Source organism: Flavobacterium aquidurense, from assembly GCF_001404985.1.
In the GTDB taxonomy this organism is placed as follows: domain Bacteria; phylum Bacteroidota; class Bacteroidia; order Flavobacteriales; family Flavobacteriaceae; genus Flavobacterium; species Flavobacterium aquidurense_B.
Window position 1 is genome coordinate 116902 of record NZ_JRLF01000007.1, and the last position, 16095, is coordinate 132996.

Sequence of the window (16095 nt, forward strand, 5' to 3'; positions counted from 1 at the left end):
AAAATGAAAAAGGCATTAATAACCGGAGTTACTGGTCAGGATGGAGCTTATTTAGCAGAATTCCTATTAGAAAAAGGCTACGAAGTTCACGGCGTAAAAAGAAGAGCTTCATCGTTTAACACACAACGTATCGATCATTTATTCAGAGACCTTCATGAAGAAAACGTTCGATTCATCCTTCATTACGGAGATTTATCTGACGCGACTAATTTAATAAGAATAATTCAGGAAGTTCAGCCTGATGAAATCTATAATTTAGGAGCCATGTCTCATGTAAAAGTAAGTTTTGATACTCCTGAATATGTTGCAAATGTTGATGGTTTAGGAGCAATGAGATTATTAGAAGCAGTAAGAATTTTAGGTCTGGCAGAAAAAACCAGAGTTTATCAGGCTTCGACTTCAGAGTTGTTTGGTTTAGTGCAAGAAGTACCACAAACAGAGAAAACACCATTTTATCCGCGTTCACCATATGGTGTGGCAAAAATTTATGCATACTGGATAACCGTAAACTATCGTGAGGCATATAATATGTTTGCTTGTAATGGAATTTTATTTAACCACGAATCGCCATTACGAGGAGAAACATTTGTTACCAGAAAAATTACGATGGCTACGGCAAAAATCGCATTAGGCTTACAGGATATATTATACATAGGAAACCTAAATTCGCAAAGAGATTGGGGACATGCAAAAGATTATATAGAAGCCATGTGGTTAATTTTACAACAAGATAAAGCAGAAGATTTTGTTATTTCTACCGGTAAAACCACCACAGTTAGAGAATTTGTTAGAATGGCATTTCTGGAATGTGGTATTGAATTAGACTTTGTAGGTGAGAATGAAAATGAAGTAGGAAGAGTTAAATCCTGTTCAAATTCAAAATATCAATTAGAAATAGGGAAGGAAATTGTAAAAATAGATCCCGCTTATTACAGACCAACAGAAGTTGATTTATTGATAGGAGATTCAACAAAGGCAAGAACAGTTTTAGGATGGAAACCAAAATTTGATCTTAAAGATATAGTGGAACAAATGGTAGAATCAGATATACAATTATTTGAAAAAGAAATAAAGTAATGTCTTCAAGCCCAAAAATAACAGTTTTAATGCCGGTCTATAATTGCGAACTTTATGTAAAGGAAGCGGTAGACAGTATTTTAAATCAGACTTTTTCAGATTTTGAATTTATAATAATCGATGACGCTTCGACAGATTCAACTGTTTCGATTATAAAATCATATAATGATCCAAGAATACAATTAATAGAAAAACCTCAGAATTCAGGTTATACAAATAGTTTAAATAACGGATTAAGCATTGCTAAAGGAGAATACATTGCCAGAATGGATGGTGATGATATTAGTTTGCCGGAACGCTTTGCTAAACAAGTGACTTTTTTAGATGCAAATCCAGATGTTGTTTTGTGTGGAACTGTATTTACGATAATAGGCACAGATATAATTGTTACTGTTCCTGAAAATAATGAAAATATTAAATTAGCAATGCTTAAGGATTGTTGCATAGGACACCCTACAGTAATGATAAGAAAAAATATCCTGGATAAATTTTCTTTAATGTATGATGCAACTAAAGAACCTGCAGAAGACTACGATCTCTGGACCAGAATGCTTGTAATTGGCAAACTGCACAATTTACAGGAAGTGTTACTACAATACCGGATACATAATTCGCAAGTATCTCAAAAAAGAAATGAACAACAAACAAACATAGCCTTAGAAATAAAGACGAATTTAATCAATAATTTAAATTTAAATAAAGATGAATTTACAACTGATTTATTAAAGAAAATTATTTCAGGAAAACATCAGATTTATTTTAGTGAAATCGAACAATTCCAAGATTTAAAAAGCAGGCTATTGCTGGCCAATGAAGCAAGTTTTTTTGAAAAAACAGGTTTTGAAAAGTACTTGTTAAATCTTCAGAATAATTTATATAAAGATTATTTTTTAAAGAGAAAAAAATACTCGGCTTCAATTTTTTTTCAATATTTAAAAGCTAGAAACAAGCGCCATTTTAAATTAATAGCACGTCACGAAATAAAATTATTTATTAAATCAATGATTTTCTATACTAAAAAAAATGAATAGTCCTTCTGTCTCCATAATAGTCCCTTGTTATAATCAGGCTCAATATCTGGATGAATGCCTTCAATCTGTATTAGATCAGAGTTATGATAACTGGGAATGTATTTTGGTAAATGATGGGAGCTCTGATAATACAGAAGAAGTAGCAAAAAAATGGGTTACGAAAGACAAAAGATTCAAATATTTTGTTAAAGAAAATGGGGGAGTAAGCAGTACTAGGAATTTTGGAATTTTAAATTCTATGTCAACCTATATTTTACCTTTAGATGGAGATGACAAGATTGGTAGTGATTATCTAAAATTAGGAATCACTGAATTTGAAAATGATAAATCGTTATGTTTGGTTTATGCCAATGCAGCTTTTTTTGGAATAATAAATGAATTTTGGAATTTGCCTGATTTTGATTTCAAAAAGTTTTTACTAAATAATTGTATTTACTGTTCCGCAATTTTTAAAAGAACAGATTTTATATCTACCGGAGGATATGATGAAAAATTAGAATACGGAAATGAAGATTGGGAATTTTGGATCAATTTAATATCAAAATATGATATGCCCAAAATAAAAAGATTAAATTATACAGGTTTCTTTTATCGAAGAAAAGTGATGTCACGAGATGTTGAACTCTGTAATGATCCAATCAAACAATCTAAAACATTATTTGAAATTTATAAAAAGCATCATAAATTATACGATGAATATTTTGGAGGTTACATACATAATCTCAGACAGATTGAAAGAGATAAAATAGAAATTAAGAAACTATTAAAAAGCAAAAAGTTTGTAATTAATCTCTTTACGAATAAATTTTTAGGATTGGAATTTTTTAAAGGAACAGATAGTAAAATATTAAAATGATTTCAATAATTATATGTTCAAGAACTAAAAATATTAATAATGATTTAGTTCAGAATATTCAGCAGACTATTGGTTCAGTACATGAATTGATAGTAATTGATAACTCAGAAAATAGATACTCAATTTTTGAAGCATATAATATTGGAATAAATAAAAGTAAAGGAGAAATACTTTGTTTTGTCCATGATGATATACATCTTGTTACAAAAAATTGGGGACAAATTTTAAATTCAATTTTTAATAAAAACGAAAAAATTGGATTAATTGGCATAGCCGGATCAAAAAGCAAAACAAGAATGCCTTCAGCTTGGTGGGATTGTCCGCAAAAAGATTTATACTTAAATCTTGTTCAACATCTTGTCAACAAAGAAAAAGAACATTGGGTAGAAGGATTTAAAAATAATACATTAGAAGAAGTCGTAGTTGTAGATGGTGTATTTATGGCAGCAAGAAAAATAAATGATATTTTCTTCAGTCAAAAAATGAATGGTTTCCATAATTATGATTTAAACCTTTCATTTGAATACCTTAAAAAAGGGTATAAAATAATTGCAACACAAGATATTTTATTAGAACATTATTCCAGAGGCAAAATCAATAAAGATTGGTACAAATCAGCAATTGAATTTTATAATTTGTATAATCATATGCTTCCCATATCGGTTTCAGAAATTAAAAATTTAAAACTTCAAGAGTTTAAAAACGGAAAACTTTTTGTTTTTAAATTAAATGAATTGGGATTCAAAAAAGAAGCAATTCGGTTTTGGTTAAAATTAGTGTGGTTGAAACCCATAAGTAAATTTCATATTGATTTTTGTAAAATACTTTTAAAATAAAATATCAAATATCTAAAAAAATAAAATGGAGCAAGCAGCCCCTTTAGTTTCAATAATAATTCCAACTTTTAATAGAGAGCATCTAATAAAAGATACTTTAGAATCCGTATTGTTACAAAGTTATACTAATTGGGAATGTGTTATTGTAGATGATGGATCTACAGATAATACCGTTGCCGTTGTTAAGGAATTTATCAAAAATGATAGCCGTTTCTCGTTTTATAATTTAGAACATAAAGGAGTAAGTTACGCCCGGAATTATGCGTTAAGTATAGTAAAAGGAGAATTTATACAGTTTTTGGATTCAGATGATTTATTGCATGAAAATAAAATAAAAGATTCTTTAGCCGTTCTGGAAAAAGATAAATTCGATCCTAAAATTGTAATATCGAATTTTAGGATGTTTAGAGATACATTACAAAATTCAGAAGCACCATTTTGTAAACTCACTTTAGCCGAATTTAATTTTGAAAAAGTATTATACGATTGGGATTTCGAGTTTAATATACCAATCCACTGTGGTTTTTTTCATAAAAGCAATTTCGAAAATTTTAAATTTCAATCAGAATTAGGCGCAAAAGAAGATTGGATTATGTGGTTAAGGATATTTAAAAATAATCCTGAAGTTATTTTTATCGATTTGCCATTAGCTTATTACAGATACCATGATAAAAATATGACCAAAGATTTTGCTCATATGAAAAGCAATTTCTTCTATTCTTTTCCGGTTTTAAAAACGATGTTATCTGAAGATGAATTTGAAACCTTTTTAATTTTTTTAATCGAAAAGTATTATCAGCAGTCCAGAGAAAACAGACTTGAACTGAAGAAATATAAACATTCAGGATCATATAAATTAGGAAATAAAATTAAAAAAATCCTTTCGAAATTACACTTACTTGGTTTTGGAAAATGGATACTGAAAAAAGCAACAAAATGATCGCGATCGTAATACCGTATTACAAACTTCAGTTTTTTGACGAAACGCTGCAATCCTTAAAAAATCAGACTGATAAAAGATTTAAAGTTTATATAGGAAACGATTCAAGTCCTGAAGATCCACAATTTTTGCTGGATAAATTTAAAGGTGCTTTTGAGTATAATTATCATATTTTTGATTCGAACCTGGGCGGAACCTCATTAGTAAAACAATGGCATCGATGTATCGCTCTTACTGAGACTGAAGACTGGATTATGATTCTGGGAGATGATGACGTGTTGAGTGATAATGTAGTGGAACTATTTTATAAAAATCAAAAAGAAATTCAAGAGAAAAATATAAACGTAGTTCGTTTAGCTACCAAGGTTATAAATGAAAAAGGAGAAGTTTTTTTAGATAAATTCACTCATCCTGTCTTAGAAAACGCACAAGATTTTTTGACCCGCAAATTTTCAAAAAAAACACGAAGTTCATTAAGCGAACACCTGTTTAAAAAAGAAATTGTAGAACACAAAAAATTCAAAGATTTGAATCTTGCCTGGCATTCTGATGACTTAGCTATTTTAGAATTTTCGACTCCCAATTTTATTTATTCTATAAATGATGCTCATCTTTCAATTAGGGTTTCAAGTTTGAGTATAACAGGAGATTCCAGTACAAATGATCTTAAAAACTGGGCCACTTTTGAATTTTGCGAGATACTATTTTCAAAATATACTGCATCGTTTACAAAAGGTCAAAAGAAAGTAATTTTGCAAAAGCTTGAAGTTGCTTTTTTAAATATTCCTTCATTTGCAACTTATAAAACAATGATTGCTTATCATGTTAAGCAAATAGGTTTTATATCGGCAATAAAATTTCAATTTCGATTAATAAAATATAAAATAATTTTGATATTGAAGAAACTCAAAATATTTGCAGCTGTTTATGCAGTTTATGCTAAAATAGTAAAGAAATGAAAAACTTTTTTTTAGTAATTCCAACCAGAGATCGATTAGAATGTTTGTCTAATTTGTTATTAGATCTAAATGCTTTCGGGACATATATTTCGCAAGTTGTTATTGTTGATCAAAGTCAGGTCGATATAGAATCAGATCTTGATAAACTGCCGCTTGAATTTAATTTTACTTTCGTGAAAAACGGAAGAGAAAAATCAGTGAATCATTCCAGAAACCAGGCTTTAAAACATTACAAAGATGAAGAATGGCTGTTTTTTCTTGATGACGACTTGAGAATCCCAAGTATTGCGTTTGAGCAAATTACAGAAATTTTAAAACCCAACATAATTGATGTTTTAATTCCGGGAATTCATTTTGACGGAATGGAAACAGCAGAGTTTAAATACCAAACCATTTTAGACACCATTGCAAAACCACATAATTTCTCAAAATCACGATTTAGACTGCAAGTATGTTCCGGTTTAAATATTGTAAAAAAAGATGTTTTTAGAGAAGCGGGTTTTTTCTTTGATGAAAATTTCACCATATGGGGCGATGATTGGGATTACGGAATGCGCTTGCTTCAGGCCGGAGCAAATATCTATTTTCAGCCTAAAATTTTGGTAGAACACTTGCAGGTTTCAGTTGGTGGACAAAGAGACAAAGCCAAAACATTAAATCTGGAATTAGAAAAAGAAAAACTTTATTTTTATTTCCTGCAAAAACACTTTTCAAAAACTGTAGTGAAACAACAATATTATATAAAGATTTTTCAGTCAGTTAAAATGTTTTTTTTACACGGGAAAATTTCAAACGTATTAATTTCATATAAAGGATATAAAAGAATGCTAAAAATGAAATCTCATGATTAATGAAATCAAAAAGCTTTTATGGGTTTAAATAAACATAATTTTTCTATTTTAATTACAACTAAAAATAGATGCAGCGACTTGATTTTTACATTAAATAAAATCAAATATTTAATAGAAACAGAAGAGGTAGAATGTGTGGTTTTTGATGATGGTTCTACAGACGGTACTTTTGAAAAAGTAAACAAAGATTTTCCCGGAATTAAAATTTTTCGCAATGAATCTTCAAAAGGATATCTTTATTGTCGAAATAAAATGCTAAATGAAACTCAGGCAGAATTTGCAATTTCACTAGATGATGACGCACATTTTATTACTCAGGATCCTTTAAATGCTATACGCAAACATTTTGATGAAAATAAAAATTGCGGATTAATTGCACTTCGCATTTTTTGGGGATTAGACGAACCGGTTGAAATAATTTCAGCAGAAAAATCACAAAGAGTAAAAGGCTTTGTTGGTTGCGGTCATGTCTGGAGAATGAGTGCATGGAGAGATACCCCTAATTATCCGGAATGGTTTGAGTTTTATGGAGAAGAAGATTTCTCAGCAATGCAATTATTCAAAAGAAATTGGGAGGTTCATTATTTTCCGGAAGTCTTAATTAATCACAGAGTGAATATCAAGGCCAGAAAAAAAAATGCCGATTATGCTATTAGATTACAAAGATCACTTAGAGCCGGATGGTATTTATATTTTTTGTTTTTACCGCTAAAGGTAATTCCCAGAAAAATGGTTTATTCTATTTGGATGCAGTTAAAGCTAAAAGTTTTTAAAGGTGATTTTAAAGCTCTAAAAGCACTATTTTATGCCCTGTTTAACTTAATAGGTTCCATTCCTAAAATCATAAAAAATAAAAACAGATTTACGGATAAAGAGTTTTATGAATTTCGAAAACTTGAGGATACCAGGATATATTGGCAACCAGAAAAAAAATAACATTATAATTGCGTGCAAATGAAAACAATTGCTATAATTCCGGCAAGAGGAGGCTCTAAAAGATTACCTCAAAAAAATGTAAAAATGTTAGCAGGAATTCCACTTTTGGCACATAGTATTTTATATGCTCAGGCCAATAGCGACATCATTGACGAAATTTATGTTTCGACAGATAATGATGAAATTAAAAAGCAGGCAATATTGTTTGGCGCTAAGGTTATTGATAGGCCAGAATCCTTATCTGGTGACTTAGAACCTACGGTAACGGCATTAAAAAATGTATTAGAGCAATTAGAAGGAGATGTGGAAAATGTAGTTTTGTTGCAACCTACAAATCCCTTAAGACCGGATGATTTATTAAAAAAAGCTTTTAAAATGTATGAGCAAAATAACTCTGACAGTTTGTTTACTGTAACTCAGAATCATCAAAAATTTGGAAAAATTGTACAAAATAAATTCGTTCCTTTCAATTATAGAATTGGACAGCGAAGCCAGGATCTTGAACCCCTTTTTTATGAAAACGGATTGCTTTATATCACTAAAGCAAAACTTATTTTAGAAGATAAAATTATTTCTGAAAATGCTTTTACATTGATAATAGATCATATTTTTGCAAAAATTGATATTGATGCACAGGATGATTTTGATTATACAGAATGGATAATAACAAAAAATAAAAAATGAAAATAAAGAAACTTGCAATTCAGAATTATAAATATTTTTGTTCATTAGAAGGAAGTGATTATATCGCAAGCGAATTTGCTTTAGAAACTATTTTAAGACTTATAAAAAAATTTAATATATCTGATATTCTCGAAATAGGATTGGGTATTGGATCTGTTTCTGATACAGTTTTAAAGTTTTCTAAATTAAACAAACTGGATATTAAATATGTAGGAACAGAAAGCAATGAATTTTGTTTGAAAGCTCTTCCAAAAAATGTACAACACTATGACCAAATTCAACTTTTTCCTAAGTTGAATGAAGTTATTAGTAAAAAATTTGATTTAATTATTATTGATGGTTTAGATCTTTCACTAAAACAAATTGAACAATATTGTGCAGTAAATGCGATACTTTTTATAGAAGGCGGCAGAGAAGATCAAACAAAATCAATATTAAGTATTTTTCCTAAGTCATTGTTTGTAAATGTTATAACGCTAAAAAAGAATCCGCCTTATGCACACGAAAGCCGAAGTGTAAAAAGTTATATTGGTGGAGGGCAATTAATATTTATTAACCCTACTTTTAAAATGAAATTATTTTGGGCCAAACAAAAAGCCTTCACTTTTATAAAAAGAAAAATTAGAAAAAACTTTAAATAATGAATCCATATATCGAAATAGCAGGAAGAAAAGTTGGACAAGATTTTCCACCTTTAGTAATTGCCGAAATCGGAATTAACCATGAAGGCTCTTTGCAAGTTGCCAAAGAAATGGTTGATGCTGCACACAGGGCAGGAGCTGAGGTTGTAAAACACCAAACCCATATTGTAGAAGATGAAATGAGCGGTGCTGCGAAAAAAGTCATTCCCGGTAATGCCGATGTTTCTATTTATGAAATTATGGAGCGTTGTTCCTTAAATGAAGCTGATGAATTAGAACTTAAAAACTATGTCGAAAGTAAAGGCATGATTTTTATTTCGACACCATTTTCAAGAGCAGCTGCAGAACGTTTAAAAAAGTTCGATATCCCCGCTTATAAAATAGGTTCCGGAGAATGCAATAATTATCCCTTATTAGAACATATTGCTTCGTTTGGGAAACCTGTAATTTTAAGTACAGGAATGAATACTATCGAAAGTGTACAAAAAGCAATTGCTGTTTTTGATAAACATAATGTTCCGGTGGCAATTTTACATACTACAAATTTATATCCAACACCTATTCATTTGGTTCGTTATGGTGCAATGACAGAATTGCACGAAGCATTTCCTGATAAAGTTTTTGGTTTAAGTGATCATACTTTAAATAATAATGCTTGTTTAGGAGCTGTTGCTTTAGGCGCAAGTATTTTAGAAAGACACTTTACAGATCATATGCAGCGTACAGGTCCGGATATTGTTTGCAGTATGGATGAAAAAGCATGTCAGGAACTAATCATTTCTTCGGCAGAGATTGCTTTGATGCGCGGAGGAACTAAAAAACCGGCTCTTGAAGAACAAGTAACAATTGATTTTGCCTTTGCTACTGTTTGCGCTATTGCCTCAATTAAAAAAGGAGAAGTTTTATCTAAACAAAACATTTGGGTAAAACGTCCCGGAACCGGAAAAATCCTGGCAGAACATTTTAATGATTTAATAGGTAAAACTGCAACAAGGGACATTCAAAATGATGAACAATTAGATTTTTCTGATTTTGAATAAAAATATTTAAATGAAAAAAATTCTTTTTCTTACCGGTACCCGTGCTGATTTTGGTAAAATAAAATCATTGATTCAAACGCTTGAAAAACAAGATAAATTTGAAGTATTTGTTTTTGTAACCGGTATGCATTTACAAGAAGTTTATGGATATACCTTAATAGAAATTGAGCGTTGTAATTTTAAAAATGTTTTTACATTCGAAAATCACACGCACGAGACCACAATGGATTTAACATTGGCTAAAACCATAGAAGGATTATCAGGTTATTGCAAAACCATAAATCCTGATATGATAGTGGTTCATGGTGATCGCGTAGAAACCCTTGCAGGTGCTATTGTTGGTTCTCTTAATAATGTTCTTGTAGCTCATATAGAAGGAGGCGAAATTTCAGGAACTGTTGATGAATTAATTCGTCATAGCGTGAGTAAATTAAGCCATATTCATTTTGTTTCAAATACGCAGGCAGCGAAAAGATTGAGCCAGATGGGAGAAATACAAGAATCCATTTTTACAATTGGTTCCCCGGATATTGATATTATGTTTTCTGATCAATTACCGGATTTAAAAACGGCAAAAGATTATTATAAAATCAACTTTGATGATTTTGCGATTGTAATGTTTCATCCCGTTACGACTGAGTTTTCGATCATGAAAGAATATGCAGAATCATTTGTAGCATCATTATTAAACGATCATCACAATTATATCGTGATTTTTCCCAATAATGATTTAGGAAGTCAGTTTATTCTTGATGCTTATAAAAAGCTAAAAGACAATCCAAGATTCAGGGTTTTTCCGTCACTGCGATTTGAATATTTTCTTACTTTATTAAAAAACAGTCAATTTATAATAGGCAATAGTAGTGCAGGAATCAGAGAAGCGCCTTATTATGGAATTCCTATTATAAACATAGGCACAAGACAGCAAAACAGGGCAATACATGCTGATATTATCAACACCGATTATTCTGTTCAAGGTATAAAAAAAGCACTTGCAATAATAGATTCTCATAAAGTTCAGGGATCGATCGATGATTTTGGCGAAGGAAATAGTAACGAATTATTTCTTCAGTCTCTTCAAAAATCAGATATTTGGCATCTTAATAACCAAAAACAATTTAGAGACAGTTAATGCTTAATAAAAAAATTTTTATTTTACTGCCTGACGGAGTAGGACTGCGGAATTTTGCTTTTTCAAATTTTTTCAAATTCGGATTACAGCAAAATTTTGATATCAGATATTGGAATAATACTCCTTTTGATTTAACAACTTTAGGATTTGATGAGGTAAAAATCAGAAATGCTAAAGCGAATCTTTTAACGGATAGTTATAAAAATGCAAGAAAACATATCGAACTCAATTTAAATATTCAAATTGAGAAAGATCCGGTGTATGATACTTATCGTTTTCCTTTTTCGTATAAAAAATTAAAACCAGCTGTAAAAAATTTAATTTCTCAGTTTTTAATTGCAACTCATTCTTCAGATAAAGGGTTGAAGAAAATTCGCGAAAAAATTAAAAAACTAGAAAAAAGCGGCAACTATTATGCGCATTGTCTGGAAACACTTAAAATAGAAAAACCTGATTTCGTTTTTTGTACCAATCAGCGTCCGGTTTTGGCAATTGCACCATTATTAGCAGCACAAGAATTAAAAATTCCAACAGCTACTTTTATATTCTCCTGGGATAATTTGCCAAAAGCAACAATGGTAGTCGAGACAGATTTTTATTTTGTCTGGAGCGAGCACATGAAGCGCGAACTGCTGCATTATTATCCGTACATTAAAGAAAATCAGATATTTGTAACAGGAACTCCACAATTTGAAAGTCATTTTGATGCAAACAATGCCGTATCAAAAAGTGCGTTTTTCGAAAAATACCAGCTTGATTTAAATAAAAAATATGTATGCTATTCAGGAGATGATTTTACAACTTGTCCTGATGATCCGCAATATTTATCTGATGTTGCAGATGCTGTCAGAGAACTAAATAATCAGGGAAATTCAATAGGGATTATTTTTAGACGCTGTCCGGTAGATTTTTCTAAGAGATATGATTTAGTACTTGAAAAAAATAAAGATATAATTACACCCATTGCTCCTTTATGGGAAAAAGTTGGAGAAGACTGGAATACCATTTTACCAACAAAAGGAGATCTCGAATTGCAAATTAACACAATCAAACATACAGAGATGGTGTTAAACCTGGGATCATCAATGGTGTTTGATTATGTTGCACATCAAAAACCTTGTGCTTTTATAAATTATGATGTACCTGATAAAGTTGATAAAGATTGGTCAGTTTCTAAAATTTATCAATACGTTCACTTTAGGTCCATGCCAAATAAAAATGCCGTTTTATGGTTAAATTCCCCTCAGGACATAAAAGAAAAAATCAGACTTGGTTTAGAGCAATCAACGGAAACAATAGAAAATGCTCAAAAATGGTTTGAGATCATTAGTGGTCATTCGCCAGAAAGTGTTTCTGAAAAAATTTGGAAAGCTATCGAAAAAATCGTGCACTAATTTCTGAATTTTATTTCCTATTAAATTGTTTATCAAATTTTTAAAATAATATGTTTTTTAACTCTTTAGCATTTGCTGTTTTTTTACCAGTCGTTTTTTTTCTGTATTGGTTTGTCTTTAATAAAACAAAAAATACCCAAAATGCGTTACTAATTGTTGCCAGTTATTATTTCTATTCTTGTTGGGATTGGAGATTCTTGTTTTTATTAGTGTTCTCGACTTTTTTGGATTATTATACCGGAATTCAAATCGAAAAAGGAAAATCAGAAGGAAGCCGCAAGTTTTGGTTTTGGCTCAGCATAATAGTTAATTTAGGATTTTTAGGAATTTTTAAATATTATAATTTTTTCGCTTCCTCATTCTCAGATTTATTAAGTTCAGTAGGAGTAAAAGCCAGTCCAATTTTATTAAATGTAATCCTTCCGGTCGGAATTTCATTTTATACCTTCCACGGTTTATCATATGTAATAGATATTTATTACAAACGAATAAAAGCTGAATACAACTTTGTAGATTATTCGCTATTTGTAAGCTACTTTCCACTTTTAGTTGCAGGACCAATAGAGCGCGCCACGCATTTATTGCCTCAGGTAAAAGTAAAACGAGAATTTGATTTTGAAAAAGCAAAAGAAGGTGTTTTTCAAATTGTTTGGGGATTGGTTAAAAAAGTAGTCATTGCAGATACGTGCGCCGCATATGCAAATGCTATTTTTGATAATTATACGGCAATGAATACTTTCTCATTAATTCTGGGAGCCATTTATTTTGCTTTTCAAATTTATGGAGACTTCTCAGGATATTCAGATATTGCATTAGGAGTTTCAAAACTGTTTGGTTTAGATTTATTGCGAAACTTTAATTATCCTTATTTTTCAAGAGATATTGCCGAGTTTTGGCGTCGCTGGCACATTTCGCTTTCATCCTGGTTTCGGGACTATTTGTACATTCCGTTAGGCGGAAGCAAAGGAGGAATATGGATGAAAATAAGAAACACCTTCATCATATTTGTAGTCAGCGGGTTCTGGCATGGAGCCAATTGGACTTATGTTGCCTGGGGATTTATAAATGCTATTTATTTTCTGCCTTTATTATTGTCAAATAGAAACAGAAATAACATGGATACGATCTTCTTACGATGGAATTTTGATTCTGTAAAAGTCATATTAAACATTCTGTCAACATTTTTACTGACTTGCGTAGCCTGGATATTTTTTAGATCAAAGACCATAACAGATGCGTTTCTATATTTAAAAAGACTCTTTACGAACGCTGATTTTAGTTTTCAATATCTGGAAAACGAACGTTATAATTATGAGTTATTAATACTAACCGGTTTGTTCGTTTTGGTTGAATGGAATAATCGCAATAAAGAAGAACCTATTTCCGGAAAAAGAAGTTTGCTGAGATTAACCCTTGCTATTGCTGCCATTCTCGCATTCGGAATTTTTTCAGATTATAAAGAATTTATATATTTTCAATTTTAATGAAACAGTTTTTAATTTTTACAGGCAAAATTGTTTTGCTGACAATTTTACTCACAATTGTATTAGATGGATTCTATACAGCCATGTTTATACAAAGTAAAAACAGAGGAAAAATAGATCAGGTTTATAATTCAGAAGCAGAAAAGTATGATGTGATAATCTTGGGTTCATCACGTGCAAATAACCATTTTGTTGCTTCAATGTTTGAAGAAAAAGGATTAAAAACCTTTAATTATGGTATGAGTGGTTCGCATTTGTTCGAGACATCCCTGATGTTGAAACTTATGATAGAAAGAAAATATCAAATCAAGAATGTTATTCTTGAGGCAGATTTAAATCTTGCAGGAATCAAAAGATCAGACGGGATTTCATGTGCATTTTTACCGTATATTCATAATTCAAAAGTTGTAAAAGAACAATTTGAAACTCAAACTGATTTTAATGAGTTATATTATATCCCATTTTACAGATATATAAAATACGAAGCTAAAATTGGGTTTAGGGAAATGTTTTTTAATGCAGTACATAAACGAACAAGTAATTTGGATAATGAAGGCTATTATCCATTAAAAGGCGTAGAAAACGGAAACATGAAAAACAATATTGTTAATCTAAATCCGCTGCCACACAATAGATATTACGAGCAAATTAAAAAGATTTGTAAAGAGAATAATATCAATTTGATCACTGTCATGACACCAATGTGCGAAAATGTTGTTGGAATGGATTATTTCGATAAAGTAAAAAAAGCATATCCAGAAATTCATAACTATGAAAATGCTGTTGTAGAGAATAAATATTTTTCGTCTTGCGGACACATGAATGATACCGGCGCAAAAATGTTTACAGCCAGAATTATAAAAGATTTTTTTAATAAATAATTCTCTCTCAAAGCCAAAATAAGAAATGATAACGTACAGCAAGATAGGAAAGAAAGGTAATTTGGGAAATCAGCTTTTTCAAATAGCGTCAACTATTGGTATCGCTGTTCAAACCAAGCAGGAATTTTCTTTTTTAGACTGGAAATATCAAGATTATTTTAAAAACAAACTCCCGCTTTTACAAACTAATTTTTCGAATTTTAAAACGATCGAAGAAAAAGAATATAGTTATTATGATAGAGCGTTAGGAACAGATAATTATGATATTGAAGGCTGGCTTCAATCAGAAAGATATTTTGATAAGCAACTGACAAAATATTATTTCGAGTTTTCTCAAAATTTAATTGACAAATTAAAAACCAAATATCGTGAAGTCTTTCAAAAACGCACCATTCTTATCTCTATTCGTAGAGGAGATTTTGTAAATCATCCGGATTATATTCAGTTATCCATAAAATATTATCTGAACAGTCTGATTCATTTTTTTCCTGATTGGGAATCCTGCAATCTTGTCGTTCTCAGTGATGATATTAAATATTGTAAATTTCATTTCTCATTTTTAAAAAATGCTTTTTTTGGTGATGGATTAAGCGAAGTTGAGCAACTTTGTTTAGGAACATTATGCGATGATTTTATAATAAGTAACTCGACTTTTTCCTGGTGGTCAGCATGGTTAGGAGAGAAAGAAGATTCTAAGATCATCAGGCCATTTAAAAATTTTGACGGATTAAAAAGTATCGAGTTAAATGATAAAGACTATTTTCCTGAAAGATGGATCAAATACAATCATTTAAACGATAAAATCATATTAGATAAACTAGTTTTTCACATAAGATCTCAAAAAAATAAAGAAATAATTAAAAATTATATTTTGAGTTATTTTGATGTAAAAATTGCCTTTAGCAATACTGATACTGGATCATCTGATGATATTTATTTTTTAGAAAAAGATTATTTTTTGCCGCCATTTTTAATGTATTCCAGTTGGTTAGCATTAAACAAACCTCACGTAAAATTGGTCGCTAATAATGTAGCCGAAATTTTTAAAGTTTCAAGAGGATTAAATTATGAAGATTTTGTAGTACAGAATGATCTTGGTTTATTTTCAAGGATTTTTGATTTTTCTAAAGCAGAAAGAAAAACAAAAAATAATACTTTAGATGTTTATTTAAAAAAAGCTGGTGATTTAGAACAAAACCTTCATTTTGAGTCAGATTCCGAAATTTGGATGCACTTTTACGGAATAAAGTTTTTAAGTTTTGGCGGTTATGCTTATAGTATTAAAAAATACACGAGGAGAAAAAAAATACAATTTAAAAAAAGTGTCAAAAGATTACTTTTAATAAAATAAAC

The 16095-nt window shown here is 30.3% G+C and carries 16 protein-coding genes; all 16 read left to right on the plus strand.

Annotation, left to right across the window (positions count from 1 at the left end):
• Positions 1-3 precede the first annotated feature (3 nt).
• Genes gmd through RC62_RS04930 form a run of 16 tightly spaced genes read left to right on the plus strand, consistent with a single transcriptional unit; the run spans position 4 to position 16093 of the window.
• Positions 4-1077 carry a GDP-mannose 4,6-dehydratase gene (gene gmd, locus RC62_RS04855; RefSeq protein ID WP_055093157.1) on the plus strand — a complete coding sequence of 358 codons (1074 nt, stop codon included), beginning with the start codon at positions 4-6 and terminating at the stop codon, positions 1075-1077.
• Complete coding sequence (locus RC62_RS04860; RefSeq protein ID WP_055093160.1) at positions 1077-2108, plus strand: glycosyltransferase family 2 protein; 1032 nt, start codon at positions 1077-1079, stop codon at positions 2106-2108. Before gmd ends, RC62_RS04860 begins: the two co-directional genes overlap by 1 nt.
• On the plus strand, positions 2101-2964 hold the full coding sequence (locus tag RC62_RS04865) for a glycosyltransferase family A protein (RefSeq protein ID WP_055093162.1): 864 nt from the start codon (positions 2101-2103) through the stop codon (positions 2962-2964). Before RC62_RS04860 ends, RC62_RS04865 begins: the two co-directional genes overlap by 8 nt.
• Complete coding sequence (locus tag RC62_RS04870; protein WP_055093164.1) at positions 2961-3800, plus strand: glycosyltransferase; 840 nt, start codon at positions 2961-2963, stop codon at positions 3798-3800. The genes RC62_RS04865 and RC62_RS04870 overlap by 4 nt, the downstream gene beginning before the upstream one ends.
• 25 nt (positions 3801-3825) lie before the next feature.
• The gene (locus RC62_RS04875; RefSeq protein ID WP_055093166.1) at positions 3826-4740 is read left to right on the plus strand and encodes a glycosyltransferase family 2 protein; all 915 of its coding nucleotides are present in this window, start codon (positions 3826-3828) and stop codon (positions 4738-4740) included.
• A complete protein-coding gene (locus tag RC62_RS04880; protein WP_167343847.1) occupies positions 4737-5699 on the plus strand; it encodes a glycosyltransferase in 963 nt (320 codons plus the stop codon). Before RC62_RS04875 ends, RC62_RS04880 begins: the two co-directional genes overlap by 4 nt.
• The gene (locus tag RC62_RS04885; RefSeq protein ID WP_055093170.1) at positions 5696-6550 is read left to right on the plus strand and encodes a glycosyltransferase family 2 protein; all 855 of its coding nucleotides are present in this window, start codon (positions 5696-5698) and stop codon (positions 6548-6550) included. The genes RC62_RS04880 and RC62_RS04885 overlap by 4 nt, the downstream gene beginning before the upstream one ends.
• A gap of 18 nt (positions 6551-6568) precedes the next feature.
• Positions 6569-7486: a glycosyltransferase family 2 protein gene (locus tag RC62_RS04890; RefSeq protein ID WP_055093172.1), complete on the plus strand. Its 918-nt coding sequence runs from the start codon at positions 6569-6571 to the stop codon at positions 7484-7486.
• Positions 7487-7504: 18 nt separating this feature from the next.
• Entirely contained in the window at positions 7505-8170 is a 666-nt protein-coding gene (locus tag RC62_RS04895; protein WP_055093174.1) for a cytidylyltransferase domain-containing protein, read from the plus strand.
• Positions 8167-8811: a hypothetical protein gene (locus RC62_RS04900; protein ID WP_055093176.1), complete on the plus strand. Its 645-nt coding sequence runs from the start codon at positions 8167-8169 to the stop codon at positions 8809-8811. The genes RC62_RS04895 and RC62_RS04900 overlap by 4 nt, the downstream gene beginning before the upstream one ends.
• Positions 8811-9851, plus strand: a complete 1041-nt coding sequence (gene neuB, locus RC62_RS04905; protein WP_055093178.1) for an N-acetylneuraminate synthase — start codon at positions 8811-8813, stop codon at positions 9849-9851. The genes RC62_RS04900 and neuB overlap by 1 nt, the downstream gene beginning before the upstream one ends.
• 10 nt (positions 9852-9861) lie before the next feature.
• Complete coding sequence (gene neuC, locus RC62_RS04910; RefSeq protein ID WP_055093180.1) at positions 9862-10983, plus strand: UDP-N-acetylglucosamine 2-epimerase; 1122 nt, start codon at positions 9862-9864, stop codon at positions 10981-10983.
• Positions 10983-12377 (plus strand): hypothetical protein, encoded by a 1395-nt coding sequence (locus tag RC62_RS04915; RefSeq protein ID WP_055093183.1) that lies wholly within the window; start codon positions 10983-10985, stop codon positions 12375-12377. The genes neuC and RC62_RS04915 overlap by 1 nt, the downstream gene beginning before the upstream one ends.
• 50 nt (positions 12378-12427) lie before the next feature.
• The gene (locus RC62_RS04920) at positions 12428-13861 is read left to right on the plus strand and encodes an MBOAT family O-acyltransferase (RefSeq protein ID WP_055093185.1); all 1434 of its coding nucleotides are present in this window, start codon (positions 12428-12430) and stop codon (positions 13859-13861) included.
• Positions 13861-14742, plus strand: a complete 882-nt coding sequence (locus RC62_RS04925) for a hypothetical protein (protein ID WP_055093186.1) — start codon at positions 13861-13863, stop codon at positions 14740-14742. Before RC62_RS04920 ends, RC62_RS04925 begins: the two co-directional genes overlap by 1 nt.
• Positions 14743-14767: 25 nt before the next feature.
• The gene (locus tag RC62_RS04930; RefSeq protein ID WP_055093189.1) at positions 14768-16093 is read left to right on the plus strand and encodes an alpha-1,2-fucosyltransferase; all 1326 of its coding nucleotides are present in this window, start codon (positions 14768-14770) and stop codon (positions 16091-16093) included.
• Positions 16094-16095: the final 2 nt, after the last annotated feature.